A 21,549-nucleotide genomic window follows, 5' to 3' on the forward strand; every position below is an offset into this window, starting at 1 on the left:
GCTTGACGAAAGTCTTGGCACTGTCATTACAGAGGTATATATGGACCAAAGCGTCGCACTCTACATAGTTCCTACTCCCATAGGTAATTTGGGCGATATGAGCTCACGGGCAATAGAGGTGCTGAATCAGGTTTCATTGATCGCCTGTGAAGATACTCGCCACAGCGGTAAGTTATTGAGCCACTTTGGTATTACTACAAAAACTACGGCGCTGCATGATCATAACGAGCGTGCTCGTGCCCAGTGGATTGTCGATCAGCTTGCAGCTGGGTTGTCAATTGCATTAATTTCAGATGCGGGTACCCCGCTGATTTCCGATCCGGGTTATCACTTGGTCTCCCATGTGCGCCAATCTGGGTTTAATGTGATCCCTTTGCCCGGCCCTTGCGCGGCAATTACCGCCCTGAGCGCCTCGGGTTTGCCATCGGACCGTTTTTCTTTCGAAGGTTTTCTGCCCTCTAAAGAAAAAGCCCGCGCTGATAAGTTATTGGCATTGAAAGAAGATCCGCGCACGCTGATATTTTATGAATCACCACACCGCATTGAGCACAGTCTAACGACTATGGTTGAAGTGCTTGGTGGCGAACGCCATGTCGTCATGGCGCGTGAAGTGACCAAAACCTTCGAAACTTTTTTATCTGGCCCTGTCTCAGAGGTGCTTGCCACCGTAAGTACTGACCCGAATCAGCAGAAGGGTGAAATCGTGCTTATGGTGCATGGCTACCATTTGAGTGATGACGAAGCGATTCCCACCGTCGCTATTAATACGCTCAAACTCTTATGTGAAGAATTGCCATTGAAGAAAGCCGCAGCAATTGCCGCGCAAATTCATGGACTTAAAAAGAATGCTCTGTATAAATACGGCCTAGAGTCTGATTTATAAGCGCTAAAACGGTTACGAGCGGATTATCTGTGGTGCATCAGGGTGGCTTAGGCTATAATCCGCGCCGAGTTGGCCAGACAGTCGCCGCGTTCGCAAGAACGGGGAGGAAAGTCCGGGCTCCAAAGAGCGGGGTGCCAGGTAACGCCTGGGCGGTGCGAACCGACGACAAGTGCAACAGAGAGTAGACCGCCTGCCTGATTTATCAGGTCGGTAAGGGTGAAAGGGTGCGGTAAGAGCGCACCGTGCGGCTAGCAATAGTTCGTAGCAAGGTAAACTCCACCCGGAGCAAGACCAAATAGGGTTCCGTATGGCGTGGCTCGCGTTGGAACCGGGTAGGTCGCTTGAGCCTGTGAGCGATTGCAGGCCTAGATGAATGACTGTCCAAGACAGGACCCGGCTTATCGGCCAACTCAATTATTTCTACACCCCTTGGAAACAGGGGGCTGTAGGGATTCTTACTATCAAGTCATTCTATTGGTACACAACTTGAGCCACAGGTTGGTACACAATGCGCTATATCTTCCAAAGAAATCATACATATTACTTCCGTTATAGAGTCCCCTCTAGATTTAAGCAATACACTTCATACTCTGAAATAAAATATTCCCTATTCACTGACTCTTATGGTGATGCAGTTGCTAGAATAGCACCCAAGTTAGCAGTTATTAGGCGTATTAAATCTATGAAGTCTCCGCACATCTCACTAAAACAACTATTTGCTGAGTTAACAGATTACTCTTGGGCTGATAGTCTCACCGAACATGAGCGTGACCCTCATAACGATAGTAATGCAGCGGTGATGTTTGAGGTTATGGCTGATGATATTCGGGACAGCCTCAAAAATGGCGGTGCGAGGTACGAACCGTTGGACTATGGGTTGAAAACCACCCCACCAGCAGATATCGAGTCGAGACGTAACTTTGAACAGCTTGCGCTAACCTTATCAGAGGGCATGATTGAGCGTATATGCAATGGTCGTTCGCCAGTCTTTGAAAGGGTGTTAAGTAAGGCTAAACAGTTGTCAGAGGTTGATTCAGAAGCAGGTAAACCATATTTATTAAGTGAGGCTTGGGTTGATTTTACTCGATTTAAGTCTGACTGGACTCATAAGATAGTGACCAATAACAACCGCCTTTACGAGGTGATGCTTGAGTTTTGGGGGGACATAGAGGTCACGTTAATCAATAAGCAGATGATTAAGGGGTTGCTCAGTCGGTATCAGGATTTCCCTAAGGGCAATATCAAGCCTTATCACGCAATGACTGTTCAAGACATAATGGCTGTGGATGAGGAGGATATTACTGAGCAGGATAAGGTATCAGACAAGACTGTGAAGGGTATGCTTAAGTTATGCCAGAGCTTTTTTAGTGCCTACCTGACCTCTGAAAGGGATATGTTCCAAATGGCGCCCACTGCTAATGTGAGGTATGAAGTTAAGTCTGTTTCGTATGCTAATTTTTCTGATACTCAAATTAAAAAGCTCAAGGATAAAGCGATATCGTTAGAAGGCTGGGAAAAGTGGACTGTCTTACTAGCGATATTCACAGGGGCAAGAAGAGGGGATATTGTTGGCCTAAGTAAGGATAGCGTGAAGTTGGATGAGGATACTCAACGACATTACTTGTGGATTAAATCGGGTAAGACCGATGCGGCGACTAGGCCTATACCACTACACAACACGCTTATTGAACTAGGGTTTATCGAGTTCACCCAACAATGTGACGATTTGCTTTTCCCTGAGATATCTCAAAACCCAAACCGATTGACCTATCATGTTCAGTCGCTGCTTGAGGAGCTTGAAATTCCTGTCAGCAATGAGAAGGGGCAGCGTTATACCCTACACAGTTTTAGGCACTCATTTATTACTAAAGTTCAGCAGTGTGGTGTAGGTACTTCATTGTTTCAGACTGTTGTGGGTCACCAAAAGACTGAATTAGGAATATCTAAGAGGTATACACATGACTTTGATGTTAAGTCGCTGTTTTGTGTTGTCGATGCAATTACAGATTGGTGATGCATATTGATATGTCGAGGTCTTTAGTCTCTAGCGGGGCTTGTTGCATGTGTTTGTGGGAATTTTAAAATCCCTAGGTTGGCTTTATCATTGATAATCGCATGCTGAGATTTAAACCTTCTGAGGGATGTATTCTTTTTAGGTTGTTTACCCTTCCCATGGTTCTATTGAAAAGGGTTCTATAGGCAGGAGTTGGACTTTTTGTTGTATGAGCTTGTTCGCACTCATATACGGCAGCTTTTATTTTTTGCCTTTCCTTTTTTGGAAGGGTTGGAGTGCCACTGTTTACGTTCACCCTGTGCACTGCTTGATTTCTTCCATTAGGCATAACTTTATGCTTTTGCCTGTTGGGTTTAGCTCCTATAGTTTTTAGCATTGAGTAGGTTTTCGTTATTATATCGGTAACCTCATCTTTCCCAATATTGTTTGGTGATGATATGGTTATGTCGTCAACATAACGGGTGTATGAATATCCCTTTCTTTCGAAGTTGCTAACAAGCCTAGCCTCTCTACTCCAGAGAACTAAATTACATAGGTAGCTACTCGGTTTAGCCCCTTGCACTAAGAAGCCATTGAGGGTGACTAGTTTTGTCAGGCAGCTTGCTACCTCATTTGAAAAACCGAAAACCCCAGCCCATACTTCATGGACAACCTTGCTGCTGATAGATGGGAAGAAGTTTGAAACATCTTCACTTATAACTACTCGCTGACCTGTATGCTGCTTAATGTTACTTAGGTAATCCTTACCCTTTAAGCTGCCATGTAAAAAGGATGGGTACTTAATTTGTTTTAAGAATATCGCCTTGATTTTCTCGTGCACCCTTTTGAGCTCTGGCTTGACATCGTAAACCTGTCTTTTGGAACCATCCGCTTTGAGAATTTCCTTTTGTAAAATGAAGAAGTCATCTGCCGCGCTTGCTAAGTTAAGCAATTCACTGGTGGTTAGCCCTAATGCTAGCGATAAGGAATCTAACTTAGCTATGGGTTGATGAGGGTAAAGTGGTTTCAATTGCGTCAGCCTCAATTAGCTGGAGAGCTGTTAAGGATAGTTTTTCAGCTAGTTCATTACTGATTCCGTTTAGCTCATTAGAATCCGCCGCTAGAAACATAAAGATACTAACAGGTATATTTAACGCGCTACAGATTTTGTTAACCGTAGACAGATTGGGGTCTCTTTTCCCTTGCTCTAAAAGGGAGAGGTATGACACTGATATATCAGCGAGCTCTGACAGCTTAGTTTTGGTCATTCCTTTTTGCGTTCGGCAAAGTTTTAATGATTTGCTAATATTCATAATTATTACTCTAAAAAGATGTGACCCGCTGTAAATGCTTCATGGTTACTACTCCAGAAAAAGATTTATAAATCGCTCAATGGCTGGTATCCAAACTATCACCTTTCCTATCTTCGTAAGAAGTTGGCGGGGTGAAGGCTCAGTTTCGCAGCTTTCAAGTTCCTTAATTACCTTTTCAAGCTCCAAGCGTTTACTGCTGTCTATGTCATCATGCAGCTCTATCTGTATCAATTTTAATGATTCGATAGAACTTTTTAAAAGCTGTTGATTCTTCATCGTAAAAACCATCCGTCTAATCAGTGCGTTATTGCACCAGTCAAACAATATTGAACTGAATAGAAATGACATAGACAGCGCAGGTCACTCATTTTGCGCACTAAAAGTGCGTACCAGTCTAATTTAACTTAACTTTCAAGAACTCTGTGGATGCTGAGCCCTAGTGGATAGCTTGGTCAAACTTATCTGGGTGGCAGACTACTGTTTAAGGTAATCGACTCAATCAAAAGAGCCACAAACTTGTTCAATACAAATAGTTTTAGCTTTTAATCTGCATCAAGGTGGTACACCTTGTACGCTATCAATACTACAGCTAATTTTTCTAAATGCAACAATTTTTGACTGTGAGTCAAATTTAATATTGTCCAGTCACGCTCTATCACATCACTATACCCAGATGACACATTCATTTCACTCTATCATTTGGGGATTGACAGACTTATATGATAGGGTTATCATTAGGGTGTTCTAGTGATAGGTTTGGTGGTGGAATGACAACGTACATATACGCAAGGGTGAGCACGGAAGGGCAAAACTTAAGACCTCAGGTTGATTACTTGCGTAACAAATATAATGTGCCACTGAATAACCTGTTTGCTGAAAACTTTAGTGGTAAGTCGTTAGATAGACCAGCCTTTGTTTCTCTTTGCCAGACAGTTAGAGCGTCTGACACTATAGTTGTGCAGGACTTGTCACGGTTAGGGCGTAATACCACTGAAGTTCTCGACTTTATTGGGGATATGTCCAATCGGAATGTATCACTGATAGTTGATGATTTAGGTCGTATAGATGTAACTAGCGCAACGGGTAAAATGGTTATAACGACATTAGCAGCTGTCGCTACAATGCAAAGAGAGCAGATTTTAGAGAAGCAGATACTTGGGATAGCTAAGGCTAAAGAAGAAGGGAAGTATAAAGGCCGTCAGCAGTCACCTGATACTGTTAAGAGGTGTCAACGTGCAGTTGAGCTTGTTAATAGCGGGTTGACTAAAGAAGAGGCCGCTAGAGCTACTGGTGTTGGGGTTGCGACTCTCTATCGGTTTATTAAGTCATAAAGTTAATGGTTGTTTTTCTATAGTAAACTCGTAGTAATACCCATAGTAAATCTATTGTTTTTATCACGCCTAGAATTTATAAAGCCTTCTAATTAGAGGGCTTTTTTATTTCTATTGGTTGTTATTGGTTGTTATTGGTAGTTCATAAGGTGGGAGGGCATGCAGTCTAATAACCCGTCATAGTCAGTCTGGTGATTAAGTCAGTCTGGTGATTATTTATGGTGATGATTCGGTTGATAGGGGACATTTTATAACAGGTTCTTATATAAGTGATGGTGTTCTTTATTGTCACCAATTCGGTTTTGAAGATAGCTTTGTTTTTGAATAGTATTCGAGTTAAGAATACTTTTTAATAAAAACAGATGATTAAGTGAGGTTATGTATAAAAAATAGGAGGGGTAAGTGTTGGATAATAATGTAAATAAAGATTTAAAGGGGAAGGCTGATTGGCTTCTAAGTTCAGGTGAAGTCGATGAGATAGGCTTAGATGTTAATTATGATGATTTCGAACCAGAAATAACTGAATTTGTTGAGACTGAGTTGGACATTGCGACCTATGCCATCAGTGGTAATGTTGCAGCAGTGATTGGCCTGAGTCAGATTTACATTGCAATGGCAAAGAAGAATGCATGTCAAGCTAAAGGAGGGGGCTATAACCCTCGAATCGACAAGAATTGCAAGAAGGTTAAGGAAGTCATAGTATCAGCTGTCAATTTAACCTTAGGTAATCCAGATAAGGTACCTAGCGACATTTTACTATTGGCTATAAAGCAATGCAATGGAGACGCTGATGAATTGATTCAATACAAAAGAGTGGCGGGGAGTCAGTTTATTAAGGATGTAGTGGCACTATCAGATTTAACGATAATTCAACAGCACAAATTAGTGATTCATTCAAACTTGACCGCCATAGGATTGATAGGTCAGGTCAAAAAAGTTTGTGGTTATCTACCTGTAAGACTAAAGAAGAGTTGTGCTAGTAAGTCTAAAGAAAGTAATAAGCGAGAGCGCCACCTTGAGATTCTGTCATGTAAAGGGCGAGGGATGACTCAGGTACAGGTGGCAAACGCTATTGATGTCTCTGTGAGAACAATAAAAAGGTTCTGGAATAAACCATGCTTGATTCTGAGCTAGCTTTTTAAAGTTGTTAATGAGGTATGGGGTGATAGTCTAATTAATTGGGGTTTACTTGGGGTGAATAGCTTTTCGTTAGGCTCAAATGAACCCTAAACCTCAGTTAACAGCATTAGTATCACGTAAATCGACCTTTCAAAGATGGATGAATATATGGAGGAAATATGGAAATAATAGTCGCAGGTATCGTAATCTTTGCTTTGGTTTGCATGTTCTCATTAGGAGTTAAATCTAACAAAGAAAGTGCTGCGGTTGAAGCCAGTGAAGTATTTAAGCACGCATCACTGATGAGCCCTTTTGGTTTTGGAATACGTGCTTCAGATAAAGTTGAAGGATTAAGTGGTTATTTATTAACAAAGGATGAGATGGTCCGTATTTTTTCTAATCAAATATTTCTAGAACAATTCCTACTGCGAATAGATTTTCATGAGCAAGAAGAGATGCTAGAGCACCTAAATGAACTTGCAGTTGATTTATCAATATTCAATATCCCACCATCTTTTGAGTTTGAAAAAATTCGCTATATTACTACTGCTTATGAAGTGGAGCTAAGGGGGCTAATAGCAGGCTTAGTAACAGGCTATTGCAATGACTACCTCAAGCGGCGCTCAACCAGTGAAGAAGGTTTCAATTTTTTTAACATGGAAACTAAAGCCCTGCATGAACGTTTTTTACATTCCTTCCCAGGTCCAATTGATTTGATATATCAATTATCTAAAACGATATAAACTACTAACAGGTTCTCTATAGTTGTTGAAAGGCTATTCGCAAGCTTACTTACTATAAGGGTAAATCGTGGTATGAGTCGATTAAATCGTTCTCCGCAAAAGATAGGGCTAAACATAGAAATTATACTGGTGTGAAGTTAGTTGTTTAGTTTGCTTGAGAGTGAGACACAAAGTGGTACACTAATCACTCATACAAAAACGTGTATCAATGAATTCAGAATGTTGGAGTTGGCTATCCGGCTTATCGACCAACTCACCTCATTCAACAAAAAGCCCGTTTGTCGTAATGACAAACGGGCTTTTTGTTTTTTAATTTATACGGTAATGATAAATTTTATTTGATTAACTCATTAAAAAATCAGAGTTATCTTGTTCTCCAGTACATTCAGTCTATCGCTTATTTAGCTTTCAGTTTAGCCGCCATTACAGCCATTTCTAGTCTTTCTTCGTTGTAGGTAAAAATTACTCAATGCAGGTAACATCTACCGTTAACTTGGAGGGTTAATAGAAATAAAGTAGTTCCAACCTTTTGTTTTTATGAGTTTATATTGTTTGGTATAGCCATTGCATTGGTTTGTACGCAAAGTGCAGCATCTTGTTGCATTGCACAGTGTTCACCAAGGAGGCTTTCTATGGCCAGTTCAAAAAGCGTAGCAGAACAAACTAACAGTAAAGATAGCGGTGCTTTAAATTCACCCACAACAGCGAAAGCAACTGAAGTGACGCACCATGCTGTTGATGTAGTAGCAGAGAAAGCCGCAGTTGCAGAAGACACTTTGCGTAAAACGGCAGCTAGCTCACAGGAAACTCTGGCGCTCAAGCAGGAGGAAATCAAATTACAACTGCAAAGTTCTTATAGCAAAACCCGTGAGTTGGCAGCGCAAAATCCATTGGCCACAGCTGGGATTGCCTTTGCCGCTGGTGTGGTATTAACGGCTTTATTGCGCCGTCGCTAAGGTGGATTTATGCAAAACCGTGCAAGGTCAGAGGCGCCAGAACAAAGGCCCGTCCAGCATAGTGCGCAAACCGCCAAAACTGGGCAGACAGCATCAGCTGCTGCCCAGCATAACGTTATTGATCAGGCAATTGAGCAACTGGCTGAAATAGCTGTTCTTAGCAGTTCAGTGAAGCAAGCCTATCTCGAGCAGTTGAAGTTGGCCGGGGAAATAGCAACGGCAGAATGGCGGTTAACAGGGCGTAGCCTGATTATCGCTGCGGCTTTAGTCGTCTGTTTTGGTACTGGCATTACGTTATTCTGGGGCAGTATTTTATTACTGCTGGGCTATATGCTGTTTCAATTGAGCGGTTCATTATTGGCCACAGTGAGCGCTTTGGTGGTGCTACAGTTTGTTTTATTGCTTTGGTGTTGGCGTAGTCTTGGCTATGTGCTGTCACAAACTGGCTTTTCGAAGACTTGGCAGCAATTACAGCTTTTGCTCTCGACTCGAGAGTCGGAACATCAAAAATAGGAGGTGCGAGTATGCTAATTCAACAGTTGCTTAAAAAACAGCAGTTGAAGCTGACTGTGCTGACGGAACAAGGCCAGTTGCAGCATGATTTGTTACTGATGAGGAAACGACAATTAGCGCAAAGCAGTCGTGATTTTATAGGATCGACGCCAGGTTTAATCGTCAGTTTTAGCCTTGGCTGCCTGTTTCAAATGCGCCACAACAGCACTGTAAAACTACTGCGTAGCACCTTTGGTTTGCGTTGGATTACCAAACTCATTGCTTGAGAATGATGTAAATGCCGTGATTTCTACCTTAACCTGAGATCGGTTTAACAAGCCATAACTGTAATAGCATTAAACTCTGCGTTAGTGATGTTCAGTTGTGGCTTATTGTCTTTCAATTGATAGGCGATGAGTCCCGCAATCATGTTGAGCATAAAACCATGTACGCTGCGGTGTCTAGAGTGCTCTATTTGAGAGATGTTTTTTAACTGGTCGTTGATGGTTTCTATGATGAAACGTCTCGACAGCATCGCTCTATCCCACAACGACATCGCTTTTACTTTCATATTCTTACGCACGTTTGTCACCAGTGTGATGCCTTTCTCCAGCAATTCACTGGACAGTGCTTTACTGATATACCCTTTATCTGCATAGAGTTTATTCATGTCACTGTGCACCATCTCGTTCACCAGTTTTGTGTCATGTACATTCGCTGGGGTCACTTTGGCCGCCACTATTCCGCCTTGATGATTCACAATCAAATGCAGCTTAAAGCCATAGAACCACCCCATGGTGCCTTTACCTCTGCACGCCTGTCCCGCCAAGGTTTTATGGCGATGAATACGTAGGTTATGACACACTTTGATGCTGGTTGAATCAACAAATTCGATGCCAGTGGGGTCACTCTTGAGGCTGGCAAAGTAGCTGCAAAGCGGCACTAAAGCCTTGGGCATCACCTCAAGAAAGCGGGTATAGCTGAGTAAATTAGGAAAAGCGGATTTGTAGAAATGAGCCAGATAGCCGATGTAGAAGTTCTTGAAATCACGGTGGTGAGACATCTGAAAAAGTATGATGCTGGTCATCACTTCGCTCATCGTCATACGGCCAGCGCGTTGACGCTTGCGTATACCATCGGTTAACAGCGTTTTTTCCCATTCTGGAATGAAAACAGCGCAAAAATCATCGACATCGCAAAACACTTCCACTAATTTATGCATAGGCCCTCCGGTGTGATGGGGTTTCTCTTGGTCGAAAGATCCGATCACTTGGAGGGCTATTAGTTCAACATTTCTTATCCCGAGTTCAGGTTACCTTAATGATTTCCATTGGTGTGGGTTTCGCTGCTATTAGTTGTCGTCAATGCCGCTACAATTATGCCTCGAGTCAGTAAGTGTAAGTATTTTGCTTGTTGTGTAGGACAAGGTGTGGGACTGGCGATAAGTTGTTGAATTTGGCTTAAATAAAGAGCTGCTATGCTATGGGCTAATGTGTAGCTTGGAATAATAAATTCGTCAGTGTTGAAGGTGTTGATCAATTTATTTTCGATATGTTGCACAAGTTTAGTTTGTAATTGTTTAGTTGCTGCATCGAGGTCGCTACCTAGTCTAAATGACATGGAACGGCGAAACATGCTGTTTCGGCTAAAAGTAATAAGCAGTTTTTCCAATGAGGGGGGTGTATTAGTTGAAAGCCAGTCTTCGGTTGACTGTAGATCTTCAAAGATATTTTCAAAAATATTTTGATGGAGTGCAATAAGAATATCCAGCTTACGCTTGAAGTAGCGATAAAACGTCGTACGTCCGACATCGGCTTTGTAGGCAATATCTGCCACTGCAATATCACGATAATCTTGCTGTTTCAGCATTTCCTTAAAAGCGTGGAGAACCTTGAGCACAGCCCGCGGGCTTTTCGCTATGTGCATGCAGTGCTTTGTGTGCATATTGGATCCCGCTTTAAATTCAACTCAGTTTAGGCGTGTGATTATACCTTAGCCTCAATGGCTCTTGTGTTGTGATTTTTGCTTAATTGGAACAGATAGGCTCAGGTGTACCATTTGAAACATGCGGGCGAGTTTGTGCCTGATGGTTAGGAATAATGGGCTTTATAGTGACGGTCATAGGGTTAACTGCAATGACAGTGTTACCTGAAATATGAAATTGTCACTACCGATGGAGAATCTGTGATGAGTGAAAATATTGAAGCGGCTCAAAGTGATCAAACAAATAATCTAATCAAGCACAAATTAAGAGTAGGTATTTTTCTTTATCCCGGCATGACGATGCTCGATGCCTATGGGCCACTACAGTTTTTAGCCTTTGTGCCATCTTTTGAAACCTTCACTTTTGCGAAAACCCGCATGCTATTACCCTGTGATGCGGGCGTTAACTTACAACCTAATTACGATTTCGATAATTGTCCGCCGATAGATATCCTTTTAGTGCCTGGGAGCGCAAATCCTTTGGCGCAAATACAGGATGAGCAAGTCATTTCTTTCTTAAAATGCAAGGGGGAGCAAGCACAATACATTACATCTGTATGCACTGGTGCCTTGATTCTTGCGGCAACAGGTTTACTTAATGGTTATCGCACGACCACTCACTGGGCTTATGCTTCAGTGTTGGCACAATATCCTCAAATTACCTTTGAAAATAAACGTATTGTGATTGACCGTAATCGGATCAGTGGCGGCGGTATTACTGCAGGGCTCGATTTTGCTTTGGCACTCATTGCCAATATAGAGGGTGAACAACAGGCTAAAACACTGCAGTTATTGTTTGAATATGATCCTAAACCTCCCTTTAATTGTGGCTCACCTATATTGGCTGATGCTCTTTTGGTACAAAGGGTTGAGCAGGAGGTTAGGCTGATAGCGTCAGGATTATTTTAGGCCACAAGGTGTCAAGGATTGTCTTAAAAAGTACATAGTTCATACGATTATTATGTACCTTAGTTTAAAAACTGCTTTTCACTAGGAATCGCCATTCCCAGCTGTTTACTGACTCGCCGCTCGTATAAGGGAGTGAAAAATCAATATGGGCTACGTTGCCATAGCTGGACCGAGAGGAATAAATCCGCGCGCCTATGCCTATGCTACCCAGTGGTCCGCTGACTTCGTTATTCTCGGCGAGTTGGCCGCCGGAGGCTTGACCCAGATCGGCAAAGACTGCCCAGCCTAATTCAGCCAGTTGGTATAAGTTGATATTGGGGTAGTTGCGTATCTCGGCGGTCAGTAACCACTGATTATCCCCTTGTTGGTATTCGTTTGGATAACCGCGCACGCCAGTTTCATCCCCTAATCCTTTTGTTAGATCCAGATAAGTGTTCTGTGAAAGGCTAGCCCAAGCTTTGCCATAAGCCGTCCACTTAGGATGAATTTGATAGAAGTATTCGGCTTGAACATCGACCTTATAAGTATCTTTTTGGGTGGTACCGATAGTGCTTGTTCCCCCCATTTCTAACAGCCACAGTTGATCGTTAAACTTATACCCGCCAGTGCTTTGCCAGTTAACGTGGTAGCCTAAGGGATTATTATCACCTATATCATTGGTTTCTATGCCGAATTGTACATAGTGATGCCAACCTAAGTTAAAGTCTTCATTGTTGGTGATCAGGTGAACATTATTCAGTACGTGAAAATCATCTTCGATAAACTCGTAGGCGACCCAAGGGTACATAAAGTCCCTGTCTTGAGGGAGCATGGAAGTAGGATAGCGCTCAGAATGGACAAACTCGTGCTTGTCTTGGGTGACACCGGTAATAAAGCGAGAAAGGTGCTGACTGTTTTTATTAATTAACCAGCCATATTGCAGATTGAGATAGTCGACTGTGTGTGTGAACTCATTCACCTCTTGCCCATTTTGTCTGAGGGTATCTGTACGGTTATCGTCTAAAAACTCCGCCGAATACATGGTACTCGTATTGAGGGAATAGAAGGGCTTACTCACATAAACGTGTTTAGCTTGGCCGTCGCTATTGTCGTAGAACTCAGCGGCAACTGTGCCGTGCTCAATAATGCTGAGCGGCGCTTCGAAAGCAAATTTATAGCCATTCCGGGATTCATTAGATTGATATTTAAGTCGAGTGCGGATCCCAGTTCCAAGCAAGTTGTCTTCTTTGAGCCCGAAGGAGTAACGGGTGTCGCCACCTGAACTACTTAAACTCGCTGTCGGTAATAATGACCAATTATCCCAGGTCTCCACCACCACTGACTCAACGGATGGATCGACATCGGCTTGGGGATCTTTCTCGGCGATATAAATTTTGGCGTCGCGAATGTAAGGCACTGCGCGTAATAGGCGTTGGGATTCGTCGAGATCTTTTTGTGTAACAGTATCATTTTCGCTGAAGGTTAGATTATCGAGAACCACATATTCTTTGGTATTGATATGCAGGGCGTTAGCCCAGCGGTGAATGAAAAAAGCATCGGGATCTGACTCATCAAAAATGGGGTTGTTGACCACCACAATCTTGCTGACTTTTTGTTTTGTTTGATCTTGGTTTGCGGGATCGGCGAGCTTAGCCTCTTCTGCTTGGGCAACCCTGATTAGGTTGCCAACACAACAAGATAGGATGCATGCATACTGAAAAAATTTCTGCATAAAAGGCCACTCCCATGAAATCGACGACTGCAGCGAAAACAATTTCACGTTGCAATTCACAATTTAATAACACATGGAAAACGAGTGTTAGTCAAGGAAACATTTTAATAAGTTTCTTATTTTACTTAAGGTTAGCTTAAGATTATCTTGAGGTAGCGGCTGGGCGCGGGCTCCAGCCGGATTAGCGATTGTTACAGTGTACGCCTAGGTGGGACAGCGACGTTAGCAAAGATGAGCCCCGCAATCAGCGACATAAAAATCAAAAAGATTTGCGAGCCTATGTGCGACTGATTGAGCATGGTCTCACCTGAGATCAGTGCATTGAGTCCGATATAGGTTTTACTGCCGGGGACTAAGATCACTATTCCCTGCAACAGGGCGATGGAGGCAGGCGCCTTCATCCAGCGGGCGAAGAGATTAGAATAAATTCCTACTGCCAAGGCACCAAAGAAGATCCCCACCGAATCACCAAAATAATGTCCGCCGAGCATGGCTGAGAAAAACGCCACTATCCCAGCCAATACGCCCCAAGGCGAATCTTGCATCCGTGCTTTGAAGATAAAAACCAGCGCCATAGATAGAATCGGAACCGCCGACCATATCGCCCAGCGAGGTAAACCCTCAGGTTCTATGTGAATCGCTTCGCCGAACATAGCTTTACCGATTGCCATGCCGAGCACTGCGCCAAAGTACAGCTTAAATAATTGCATGCTCGCATCCATGATGCGCGCCGTGCCAGAAATTAAATCCCGTGCGGCGAGTTCGGCTAAACCTAAGGTTAAGGCTAAGCCGGGAATAAAAATAATAATGGAGGAGAGGATCACTACTGGGATATTAATATTTGGATCGATACGCGCTATGCCACAGGCTGCGATGGCGCAAAGGATAGTGGCGAAGGGTTCGAGCACTTCGGCCATGCGGGCCGAGCGTTCGGCACGGTATACCAAGCCATAGACGAATAAGCCTAATAATCCTGACCAAAATACATCGTTCCAACCCGTGCCCATCAGCATAGCGAAAGCGGCGGCAGAAGTTCCAAAAGAAAAGCAAGTTAATACAGGGCCATAGGGATTGGGTTTATTGGCAATTTCTTCTAAGCGATCTAAGGCCTCGGCCAAAGTGCGTTTACCTGAGGTTAACTCATCGACCAATTCATCGGTGCGGGCGAGTGAGCCCAAATCGAGTTCACCGGGCTTAACGCGAGCGGCATGGTTATATTCTTGATCAGTATCATGTTGCAAAACGAAGGTCATCGACGTCGGAGAAATAAGGAAATAGCCTTCGATACCTAAGGTGCGAGCAACGGTTTGTAAGTGGGTTTCTAGACGATAAGCGGGTGTGCCAAACTTATGCAAGGCTTTACCTAGCTTTATGATAAATCTGCGTTTTTCGATAAACTCGTCGTTATCCAATCGGGGTATTCACTGTATAAAAAGTTGTAGGGAATGACGCGCGCATATTAACCTATCTTGTCTATAAAAGGTTAATGGCTTTTAACCTTAATACAAATAAATTGCTGATTTTTTGCAGCTCGGGCTATAGTCAGCTTTTTGATAAGGGGAAATAGGCATGTCTTTGATGGTAACGGGTCTTTACGCTAGCCTCACAGGGCTATTAATTGTCGCTTTGGCTTATCGAGTAGTTAAATTAAGGCGAGGTCAGAAAATCGGCTTAGGCGATGGTGGTAACAGCACCTTAGCTTTGGCTAATCGAGTGCATGTTAACCTGATCGAAAATGCGCCTATCGTATTGATTTTAATGCTGGTGGCCGAAGCGGGTGGCTTGCCTGCATTTTATTTACACTGTTTTGGGACCGTGTGGATAGTGGCGCGCTTACTCCATGCTATTGGCTTAACTCAAGGCCAAGGTGGTTATCATTTTGGTCGTTTTTGGGGCGTATTGCTCACTTGGCTAGTGATTATCAGTTTGGCGCTGGTGAATTTGCTGCATTTTGCTCAAGGTTTAGGAAAGGGTCTCTAGGCTCGCAGGTTTGGGCGGTCAATTCCGCCCTAAGCCATATCCATAGCGGATTTAGGGGTATTACGCTTCTGGCTCAAATACCCCTGAAAATGCCTCGATTGGTGTTTTTTTAATCGCATCTATCCTCCATTCCCTGCTATACTCCGCGTCCCTAAATTGGCGTAACTTATTTTCGTGGCGCCTTTATTTGACATTACGTTTTCGGGTCACAATCCATGCAAGTTGAATCCACACTCTTTAGTCATCCCAAGTATTGGGCCACGGGCGACAGCACTGCGCCTTTCTTACCTATGTCTCGCAAGGAGATGGATAAGCTTGGTTGGGATAGCTGTGACATCATCATAGTCACAGGTGACGCTTATGTGGATCACCCAAGCTTTGGCATGGCAGTGATCGGCCGTATGTTAGAGGCCCAAGGTTACCGAGTCGGCATTATTTCCCAGCCAGATTGGTCGAGCAAAGAAGCCTTTATGCAATTGGGTCGTCCAAATCTGTTTTTTGGCGTCACCGCCGGCAACATGGATTCGATGATCAACCGTTACACCGCAGATCGTCGTTTACGTTCTGACGATGCGTATACCGCGGGTGATATTGGTGGCAAGCGCCCAGATCGCGCCGTGACTGTGTACACCCAGCGCTGTAAAGAAGCCTTTAAAGATGTGCCTGTGATCATTGGCGGGATTGAGGCCAGTTTGCGCCGCATCGCCCATTACGATTATTGGTCGGATAAAGTACGCCGTAGTGTGATTTTCGATGCTAAGGCCGACATTCTGATGTACGGCAACGCCGAGCGCCCTTTAGTCGAAGTGGCACGCCGCTTAGCTGCCGGTGAACCCATTAGCTCGTTACATGATGTGCGTGGCACAGCTGTTATCCGTAAAGAGCCGCTGCCCGAATGGCGCGGTATGGACTCGCGCAAGATTGACCAACTGCACAAGATAGAGCCGCTGCCGAATCCTTACGGCGCCGATGATGTGGGTTGTGCTAACTTGTCTGGCCCGTCGGATGTGAAGATATTCGATAACGAAGCCCCTAAGCCAATTAGCGTTCAGCCGCCTAAACCTAAGCCATGGGATAAAACCTATGTGCTGCTGCCAGCGTTTGAAAAAGTCTCTGAAGACAAATATTTATATGCCCATGCTTCACGGATTTTGCACCAAGAGCAAAACCCAGGTTGTGCTCGTGCGTTATTTCAACCCCATGGCGACCGCGCCGTTTGGGTGAATCCGCCCGCATGGCCGCTCAATACCGATGAGATGGATGCCGTATTCGATTTACCTTACCAGCGCATTCCTCATCCTATCTATGGCAAGGAAAAAATCCCTGCCTATGACATGATCAAGACGTCTATCAACATCATGCGTGGTTGCTTTGGTGGCTGTTCTTTCTGCTCGATTACCGAGCATGAAGGCCGAATCATTCAGAGTCGCTCACAAGAGTCAATCGTTAAAGAAATCAAAGACATTCAGGAAAAAGTGCCCGGCTTTACTGGGGTGATTTCCGATTTAGGCGGCCCCACCGCCAACATGTACCGTTTAGGTTGTACCAGCGAAAAGGCCGAAAAAACCTGTCGTCGTTTATCCTGCGTGTTTCCATCGATTTGCGGCCACTTAGGCACAGATCATAAACATACAATCGACTTGTATCGCGCGGCACGTGCCGTACCTGGCATCAAGAAAGTATTGATTGCCTCTGGCGTGCGTTACGACTTGGCGATCGAAGATCCGGCTTATGTTAAAGAGTTAGTGCAGCACCATGTGGGCGGCTACTTAAAAATCGCCCCTGAGCATACCGAAGAAGGTCCGCTCAGCAAGATGATGAAACCTGGCATGGGCGCCTACGATAAGTTTAAAGAATTGTTCGATAAGTTTTCTAAGGAAGCGGGCAAAGAGCAGTTCCTGATCCCTTACTTTATTTCGGCTCATCCTGGCACGACCGACGAAGATATGGTGAATTTGGCCCTGTGGTTGAAGGAGCGTAAGTTCAAACTCGATCAAGTACAGAACTTTTATCCGTCACCGATGGCGAATGCGACCACGATTTATCATACCGAGTTAAACTCGCTGAAAAACGTTAAGCACACCAGCGAAGTGGTGTCTGTGCCGAAGAAAGGGCGCCAACGTCGCTTGCACAAAGCATTGCTCCGTTATCACGATCCTGCGGGTTGGCCATTGATCCGTGAAGGCTTAACCGCCATGGGGCGTGAAGACTTGATCGGTAATAGTCCGCATCAGTTAGTGCCGCCAGAAGGTCGAAATGAGCGCGGACCTAAGTGGATGAAAGATGCCAACCAAGGCCAAAAAGCCTTTACTCGCTTCTCGGGCAATCAGTTTGATGACCGCAAGGGTGACGGTAAATCTAAAAGTGCAGCTAAAGGCGGCGCGCAAGCTCAGGCTGGTGCTGAGTCAAAACCCGCTGCTAAAGGCGGAAAACCCGCAGCGAATGGCGCTAAGCCAACGGGATCTAAACCAACTGGCTCTAAACCCAGCGGAGCCCATTCGAGCCGTCCGGGAGCAAAAGCGCCCTTCGGCCAGTCTGGTTTTAAGGCCGGCGGCGCTCAAGCGAACAGCAGTGCTAAAGGCGGAAACCCATCAAAAACGGGTGGTAAACCTGCAGGAAAGCCCTCTCAGGGTCGCCAACAGGCTAAGTAACACTTTTCGCCATCACAAATAATGTTTAAAGGCTGCTCCAGATATGGTTTGGAGTGGCCTAGCTAGCATGGTCATTCCGCTAAAATAGTCCTCAACTGGTATCGCTGGGCGAACTATTATAAGATCCCTGTCTGATGTTTATGTCTACTATTTGTTTATATTCGATATTTTAGCTATACATCTCACCCATATCCGCGGTTCGTTAACTAACATTAGATACTATGAATAAAAAGCGTAGACCCAGTCTTCAAGACGTTGCCGATCAAGTTGGGGTCACCAAAATGACGGTGAGTCGCTATTTAAAAAATCCAACAAGGGTGGCGCAAAGCACTCAAGAGAAGATTGCTGTCGCACTAGAAACCTTAGGTTATATTCCTAATCGCGCACCGGAAATTTTAGCGCAAGCAACCAGTCGCGCTATTGGCGTGTTAGTGCCTTCGTTAACCAACCAAGTATTTGCTGAAGTGCTGCGCGGTATCGAGAATGTGACCGGTAAACGCGGTTATCAAACCATGCTGGCTCACTACGGCTATCAGGCCGAATTAGAAGAAGAGCGGGTGGCATCACTGCTCTCTTACAATATCGATGGCTTACTCTTGTCCGAAAGTTACCACACGCCGCGTACCGTGCGAATGATTGAAACGGCGGGCATTCCGGTCATCGAAATGATGGATAGCGTGTCGCCTTCTATTCAACAGTGTGTGGGTTTCGATAACACCGCGGCCGCATGCGAAATGGTTAAGGCCATGATTGCACAAGGCTATCGCCACATTGCCTACCTAGGCGCGCGCATGGATATTCGCACTCAGCTTAAGATGCGAGGCTACGAGTTAGCGATGCAGCAAGCTCAGCTTACACCTTTGGCGATGACCACCAATGAGGCTTCATCGTTTTCCTTGGGGGCGTCGTTATTGCAACAAACATTAGCGAAATATCCCTATGTAGATAGCTTTTTTTGCACCAACGATGATTTGGCTGCGGGGGTGATATTTGAGTGTCAAAGACAAGGCATCAAGATCCCTGAACAAATTGGCGTTGCAGGGTTTCATGGCCATGATATTGGCCAATCTATGACGCCAAAATTGGCGAGCATTATTACGCCGAGAAAAGAGATTGGTCGAATTGCTGCCACTGAGCTATTAGACAGGTTAAATGGCAAAGAGATAGCAGATTCGGTTATCGATCTGGGCTATCGCATTGATCTAGGGGAAACATTGTAGACTTCCCCTTGATCTTTCGCTTAACGGCTAATGTTTGTCATCACAGGCTAGCGCTAGAGAAACGCAGAGATGATGACTGCGACTATGCCGCCCGTCGTACCAATAATGGTCTCCATTACAGTCCAAGTTTGCAGTGTTTGTTTTTCTGATAATCCAAGAAAACGGTTAGCGAGCCAGAAGCCTGAGTCATTGACGTGCGAGAGCACAATTGAACCACCGCCAATGGCAATCGTAATTGCCGCCAATTGAGCACCATCTAAGTTTAGTGGTTCAAGTATTGGGATGATAAGGCCGCAAGCCGTTAACATGGCCACGGTGGCCGACCCCTGGATCACGCGCACCGAAGCCGACAAAATAAATGCCAGTATTACAATCGGTAATCCCGAACCTGCCAACATATTGCCTAATGCATCGCCGACACCTGAGTCAATCAGCACTTGCTTGAACACGCCACCAGCACCGGTGACGAGAATAATGATCCCTGCAGGTTGGAGCGCACTGCTACAGATTTCCATGATGCGCTCATTGGGAATATTGCGTCTAACGCCTAGCACATAGAATGCGATTAAACAGGCTAGCAAAATGGCGGTGAAGGGATGACCTATCAAGGCGAGCCAATTATGCAGATCGGATTTTTCATCAATAAAGCGTGACACCACTGTCTTTAAACCGATAAGCAGCAGTGGGAACACCACAATACTGATTGATAGCGCGAATGAGGGGATCGGTCCGCCTTCTCGTTCACCTTTTTCCTGCTGCTCGTGGGCAGGCAGCTCAACATGGACTTTTTGGGAGATGAGGCTGGCAAAGAGCGGGCCGCCTAGAATCATCGCCGGAATCGATGCCAATAAACCGAAGACTATCATGTAGCCAAAGTCGGCATTGAGCTGGGAAGCGACCAAAATAGGCCCCGGTGCAGGGATGAGAAATGCCTGACAGGTGGCAATACCCGCGAGCAGTGAAATACCAATTTTAACGACACTGCCGCCCCCTTTACGAACCACAGCAAAGGCGATGCCAATCAGCAGTACCACAGCAACATCGAAGAAGAGGGGGAGCGCACAGATAAAGCCTGTAAAGGTCATGGCCCAGTGAGCTTTGTCGTTACCAAATTTATTCAGCAGTGTATGGGCTATCTGATCTAGCGCGCCAGTCTCTTCCATTACCCGGCCAAACATGGCTCCCAAAGCGACCACAACCGCAACAAAGCCTAGTGTTCCCCCCATACCTTGTTGAATCGTATTGGTAATATCAGCTGGGTTCATGCCAGAGAAAAGGCCGGCAATGATCGACACCAGTATCAATGATACTACTGCATGTAATCTCACTTTCATCACTAAGAACAGTAGCAGGGCGATTGAACCCAGTGCTGTCAGAATCAATGACATATCAGACATAAGAGGACTTTTCCTTGTTAGTTAAGTTGTCCACATTTTTGTAGGTTACCGGTAACATGTTACCCGTAATATGGTAGAGTGGGAAGTGACTAAATTCGAGAATTGGCATGAGGTTAACAAAGTGACTGAGAGAAAAAAAGGTAATAGCTATGTGTTCATGGGCGTCTCTAGTTGTGGCAAATCTTCGATTGGTGCCGCGGTCGCAGAGGCTTTAGAGACGAAATTTATTGATGGTGATGATCTGCATCCTAGAGCCAATATTATCAAGATGAAATCTGGCTCACCGCTCAACGATAGCGATCGTGCTCCTTGGCTTGAGCGCATCAACGATGCTGTGTATAGCATTGAGCAAAAGGGTGAAGAGGGGGTTATTGTCTGCTCTGCACTGCGTCGCCAGTATCGTGACTTAATCCGTCAGAACAATAGCAAGCTGGTGTTCATTCATCTATACGGAGATTTTGAATTAGTCAAAACACGCATGTTTGCCAGAACAGCCCACTTCATGCCGATTGAGCTACTCAAGAGTCAGTTCGACACGCTGGAAATGCCCGCGAATGATGAAGCTGACGTTATCCAAGTGAGCATAGACGGCACTTTCGAAGAAGTCGTACAACGCTGTATTAATGCGATAAATGGCGAAGGGTAAGGTCAACGTTGGCCATTGAAGTCAAGCGTAAAGTCGTAATGCACATCGGCTTAAACCGCTCAATTTTTTAGAAAAAAAGCCACTCCAGAAACTAACTTGGAGTGGCGTAGAGATAATGGTAAGCCTGCGGTACCATCCAATGAGTGTTACGGCGAGCGTTTGTAGACGGAACGTGCGCCGCACCTCAGTCTCAAATAAGCTCACGCATATGAGCGATGACGC

At 44.8% G+C, this 21,549-nt stretch carries 21 protein-coding genes, 1 other RNA gene and 1 pseudogene; 15 read left to right on the top strand and 8 right to left on the bottom strand.

Translation table 11 applies throughout. The features are described from left to right. Positions 1-40 precede the first annotated feature (40 nt). From rsmI to L5M71_RS13565, 4 genes and pseudogenes are all read left to right on the top strand, one after another. Positions 41-883: a 16S rRNA (cytidine(1402)-2'-O)-methyltransferase gene (gene rsmI, locus L5M71_RS13555; protein WP_105250522.1), complete on the top strand. Its 843-nt coding sequence runs from the start codon at positions 41-43 to the stop codon at positions 881-883. Positions 884-948: 65 nt separating this feature from the next. Beyond that, positions 949-1,300: RNase P RNA component class A (gene rnpB / locus L5M71_RS13560), an RNA gene on the top strand. A 91-nt stretch (positions 1,301-1,391) separates the two neighbouring features. Continuing rightward, positions 1,392-1,532 (top strand): annotated as a pseudogene (locus tag L5M71_RS23135) (DUF6538 domain-containing protein); the annotation flags it as partial. 33 nt (positions 1,533-1,565) lie between these two features. After that, positions 1,566-2,897 carry a tyrosine-type recombinase/integrase gene (locus tag L5M71_RS13565; RefSeq protein WP_263207480.1) on the top strand — a complete coding sequence of 444 codons (1,332 nt, stop codon included), beginning with the start codon at positions 1,566-1,568 and terminating at the stop codon, positions 2,895-2,897. Positions 2,898-2,970: 73 nt separating this feature from the next. Here L5M71_RS13565 and L5M71_RS13570 read toward each other — a convergent pair whose 3' ends face one another. The 3 genes from L5M71_RS13570 to L5M71_RS13575 are packed head-to-tail and all read right to left on the bottom strand — an operon-like array spanning position 2,971 to position 4,465. Next, a complete protein-coding gene (locus L5M71_RS13570) occupies positions 2,971-3,906 on the bottom strand; it encodes a reverse transcriptase family protein (protein WP_263207482.1) in 936 nt (311 codons plus the stop codon). Continuing rightward, positions 3,872-4,189, bottom strand: coding sequence for a helix-turn-helix domain-containing protein (locus L5M71_RS23140; protein WP_411569132.1), 318 nt, complete (start codon positions 4,187-4,189; stop codon positions 3,872-3,874). Before L5M71_RS23140 ends, L5M71_RS13570 begins: the two co-directional genes overlap by 35 nt. 48 nt (positions 4,190-4,237) lie before the next feature. Beyond that, the gene (locus L5M71_RS13575) at positions 4,238-4,465 is read right to left on the bottom strand and encodes a hypothetical protein (protein WP_263207484.1); all 228 of its coding nucleotides are present in this window, start codon (positions 4,463-4,465) and stop codon (positions 4,238-4,240) included. A gap of 491 nt (positions 4,466-4,956) precedes the next feature. Between L5M71_RS13575 and L5M71_RS13580 the strand changes: the two genes are divergently transcribed. The 6 genes from L5M71_RS13580 (at position 4,957) to L5M71_RS13605 (ending at position 9,117) form a co-directional block, all read left to right on the top strand. Beyond that, positions 4,957-5,520, top strand: coding sequence for a recombinase family protein (locus L5M71_RS13580; RefSeq protein WP_263207486.1), 564 nt, complete (start codon positions 4,957-4,959; stop codon positions 5,518-5,520). A gap of 402 nt (positions 5,521-5,922) precedes the next feature. Beyond that, positions 5,923-6,654, top strand: coding sequence for an LNG1/LNG2 family protein (locus tag L5M71_RS13585; RefSeq protein WP_263207488.1), 732 nt, complete (start codon positions 5,923-5,925; stop codon positions 6,652-6,654). Between the two features lie 164 nt (positions 6,655-6,818). Continuing rightward, positions 6,819-7,382 carry a hypothetical protein gene (locus L5M71_RS13590; RefSeq protein ID WP_263207490.1) on the top strand — a complete coding sequence of 188 codons (564 nt, stop codon included), beginning with the start codon at positions 6,819-6,821 and terminating at the stop codon, positions 7,380-7,382. 632 nt (positions 7,383-8,014) lie between these two features. Then, on the top strand, positions 8,015-8,338 hold the full coding sequence (locus L5M71_RS13595; RefSeq protein ID WP_105250521.1) for a DUF883 C-terminal domain-containing protein: 324 nt from the start codon (positions 8,015-8,017) through the stop codon (positions 8,336-8,338). A 9-nt stretch (positions 8,339-8,347) separates the two neighbouring features. Continuing rightward, positions 8,348-8,851 (top strand): hypothetical protein, encoded by a 504-nt coding sequence (locus L5M71_RS13600; RefSeq protein WP_263207492.1) that lies wholly within the window; start codon positions 8,348-8,350, stop codon positions 8,849-8,851. A gap of 11 nt (positions 8,852-8,862) precedes the next feature. Continuing rightward, entirely contained in the window at positions 8,863-9,117 is a 255-nt protein-coding gene (locus L5M71_RS13605) for a hypothetical protein (protein WP_113941445.1), read from the top strand. A gap of 44 nt (positions 9,118-9,161) precedes the next feature. On the opposite strand, the gene L5M71_RS13610 is transcribed toward L5M71_RS13605, so the two are convergent. Together L5M71_RS13610 and L5M71_RS13615 are read right to left on the bottom strand one after the other, a co-directional pair. Beyond that, positions 9,162-10,052, bottom strand: coding sequence for an IS982 family transposase (locus L5M71_RS13610; RefSeq protein ID WP_263207494.1), 891 nt, complete (start codon positions 10,050-10,052; stop codon positions 9,162-9,164). A gap of 95 nt (positions 10,053-10,147) precedes the next feature. Beyond that, complete coding sequence (locus tag L5M71_RS13615) at positions 10,148-10,774, bottom strand: TetR/AcrR family transcriptional regulator (protein WP_263207496.1); 627 nt, start codon at positions 10,772-10,774, stop codon at positions 10,148-10,150. Positions 10,775-11,017: 243 nt separating this feature from the next. Between L5M71_RS13615 and L5M71_RS13620 the strand changes: the two genes are divergently transcribed. Then, entirely contained in the window at positions 11,018-11,722 is a 705-nt protein-coding gene (locus L5M71_RS13620; protein WP_263207498.1) for a DJ-1/PfpI family protein, read from the top strand. Positions 11,723-11,786: 64 nt separating this feature from the next. Here L5M71_RS13620 and L5M71_RS13625 read toward each other — a convergent pair whose 3' ends face one another. Together L5M71_RS13625 and L5M71_RS13630 are read right to left on the bottom strand one after the other, a co-directional pair. Beyond that, the gene (locus tag L5M71_RS13625; protein WP_263207500.1) at positions 11,787-13,433 is read right to left on the bottom strand and encodes a hypothetical protein; all 1,647 of its coding nucleotides are present in this window, start codon (positions 13,431-13,433) and stop codon (positions 11,787-11,789) included. A gap of 191 nt (positions 13,434-13,624) precedes the next feature. Next, a complete protein-coding gene (locus L5M71_RS13630) occupies positions 13,625-14,845 on the bottom strand; it encodes a threonine/serine exporter ThrE family protein (protein WP_105250515.1) in 1,221 nt (406 codons plus the stop codon). Between the two features lie 157 nt (positions 14,846-15,002). Between L5M71_RS13630 and L5M71_RS13635 the strand changes: the two genes are divergently transcribed. From L5M71_RS13635 to gntR, 3 genes are all read left to right on the top strand, one after another. Then, positions 15,003-15,413 carry an MAPEG family protein gene (locus tag L5M71_RS13635; RefSeq protein WP_113941441.1) on the top strand — a complete coding sequence of 137 codons (411 nt, stop codon included), beginning with the start codon at positions 15,003-15,005 and terminating at the stop codon, positions 15,411-15,413. Between the two features lie 215 nt (positions 15,414-15,628). Continuing rightward, on the top strand, positions 15,629-18,064 hold the full coding sequence (locus tag L5M71_RS13640) for a YgiQ family radical SAM protein (protein ID WP_263207502.1): 2,436 nt from the start codon (positions 15,629-15,631) through the stop codon (positions 18,062-18,064). Between the two features lie 221 nt (positions 18,065-18,285). Further along, positions 18,286-19,284 (top strand): gluconate operon transcriptional repressor GntR, encoded by a 999-nt coding sequence (gene gntR / locus L5M71_RS13645; protein WP_263207504.1) that lies wholly within the window; start codon positions 18,286-18,288, stop codon positions 19,282-19,284. 53 nt (positions 19,285-19,337) lie between these two features. On the opposite strand, the gene gntU is transcribed toward gntR, so the two are convergent. After that, the gene (gntU, locus tag L5M71_RS13650; RefSeq protein WP_105250511.1) at positions 19,338-20,681 is read right to left on the bottom strand and encodes a gluconate transporter; all 1,344 of its coding nucleotides are present in this window, start codon (positions 20,679-20,681) and stop codon (positions 19,338-19,340) included. A gap of 85 nt (positions 20,682-20,766) precedes the next feature. On the opposite strand from gntU, the gene L5M71_RS13655 reads away from it, so the two are divergent. Continuing rightward, positions 20,767-21,327: a gluconokinase gene (locus L5M71_RS13655; RefSeq protein ID WP_263207506.1), complete on the top strand. Its 561-nt coding sequence runs from the start codon at positions 20,767-20,769 to the stop codon at positions 21,325-21,327. Positions 21,328-21,549: the final 222 nt, after the last annotated feature.

The organism is Shewanella sp. SW1 (genome assembly GCF_025653545.1).
GTDB classification, from domain to species: domain Bacteria; phylum Pseudomonadota; class Gammaproteobacteria; order Enterobacterales; family Shewanellaceae; genus Shewanella; species Shewanella oncorhynchi.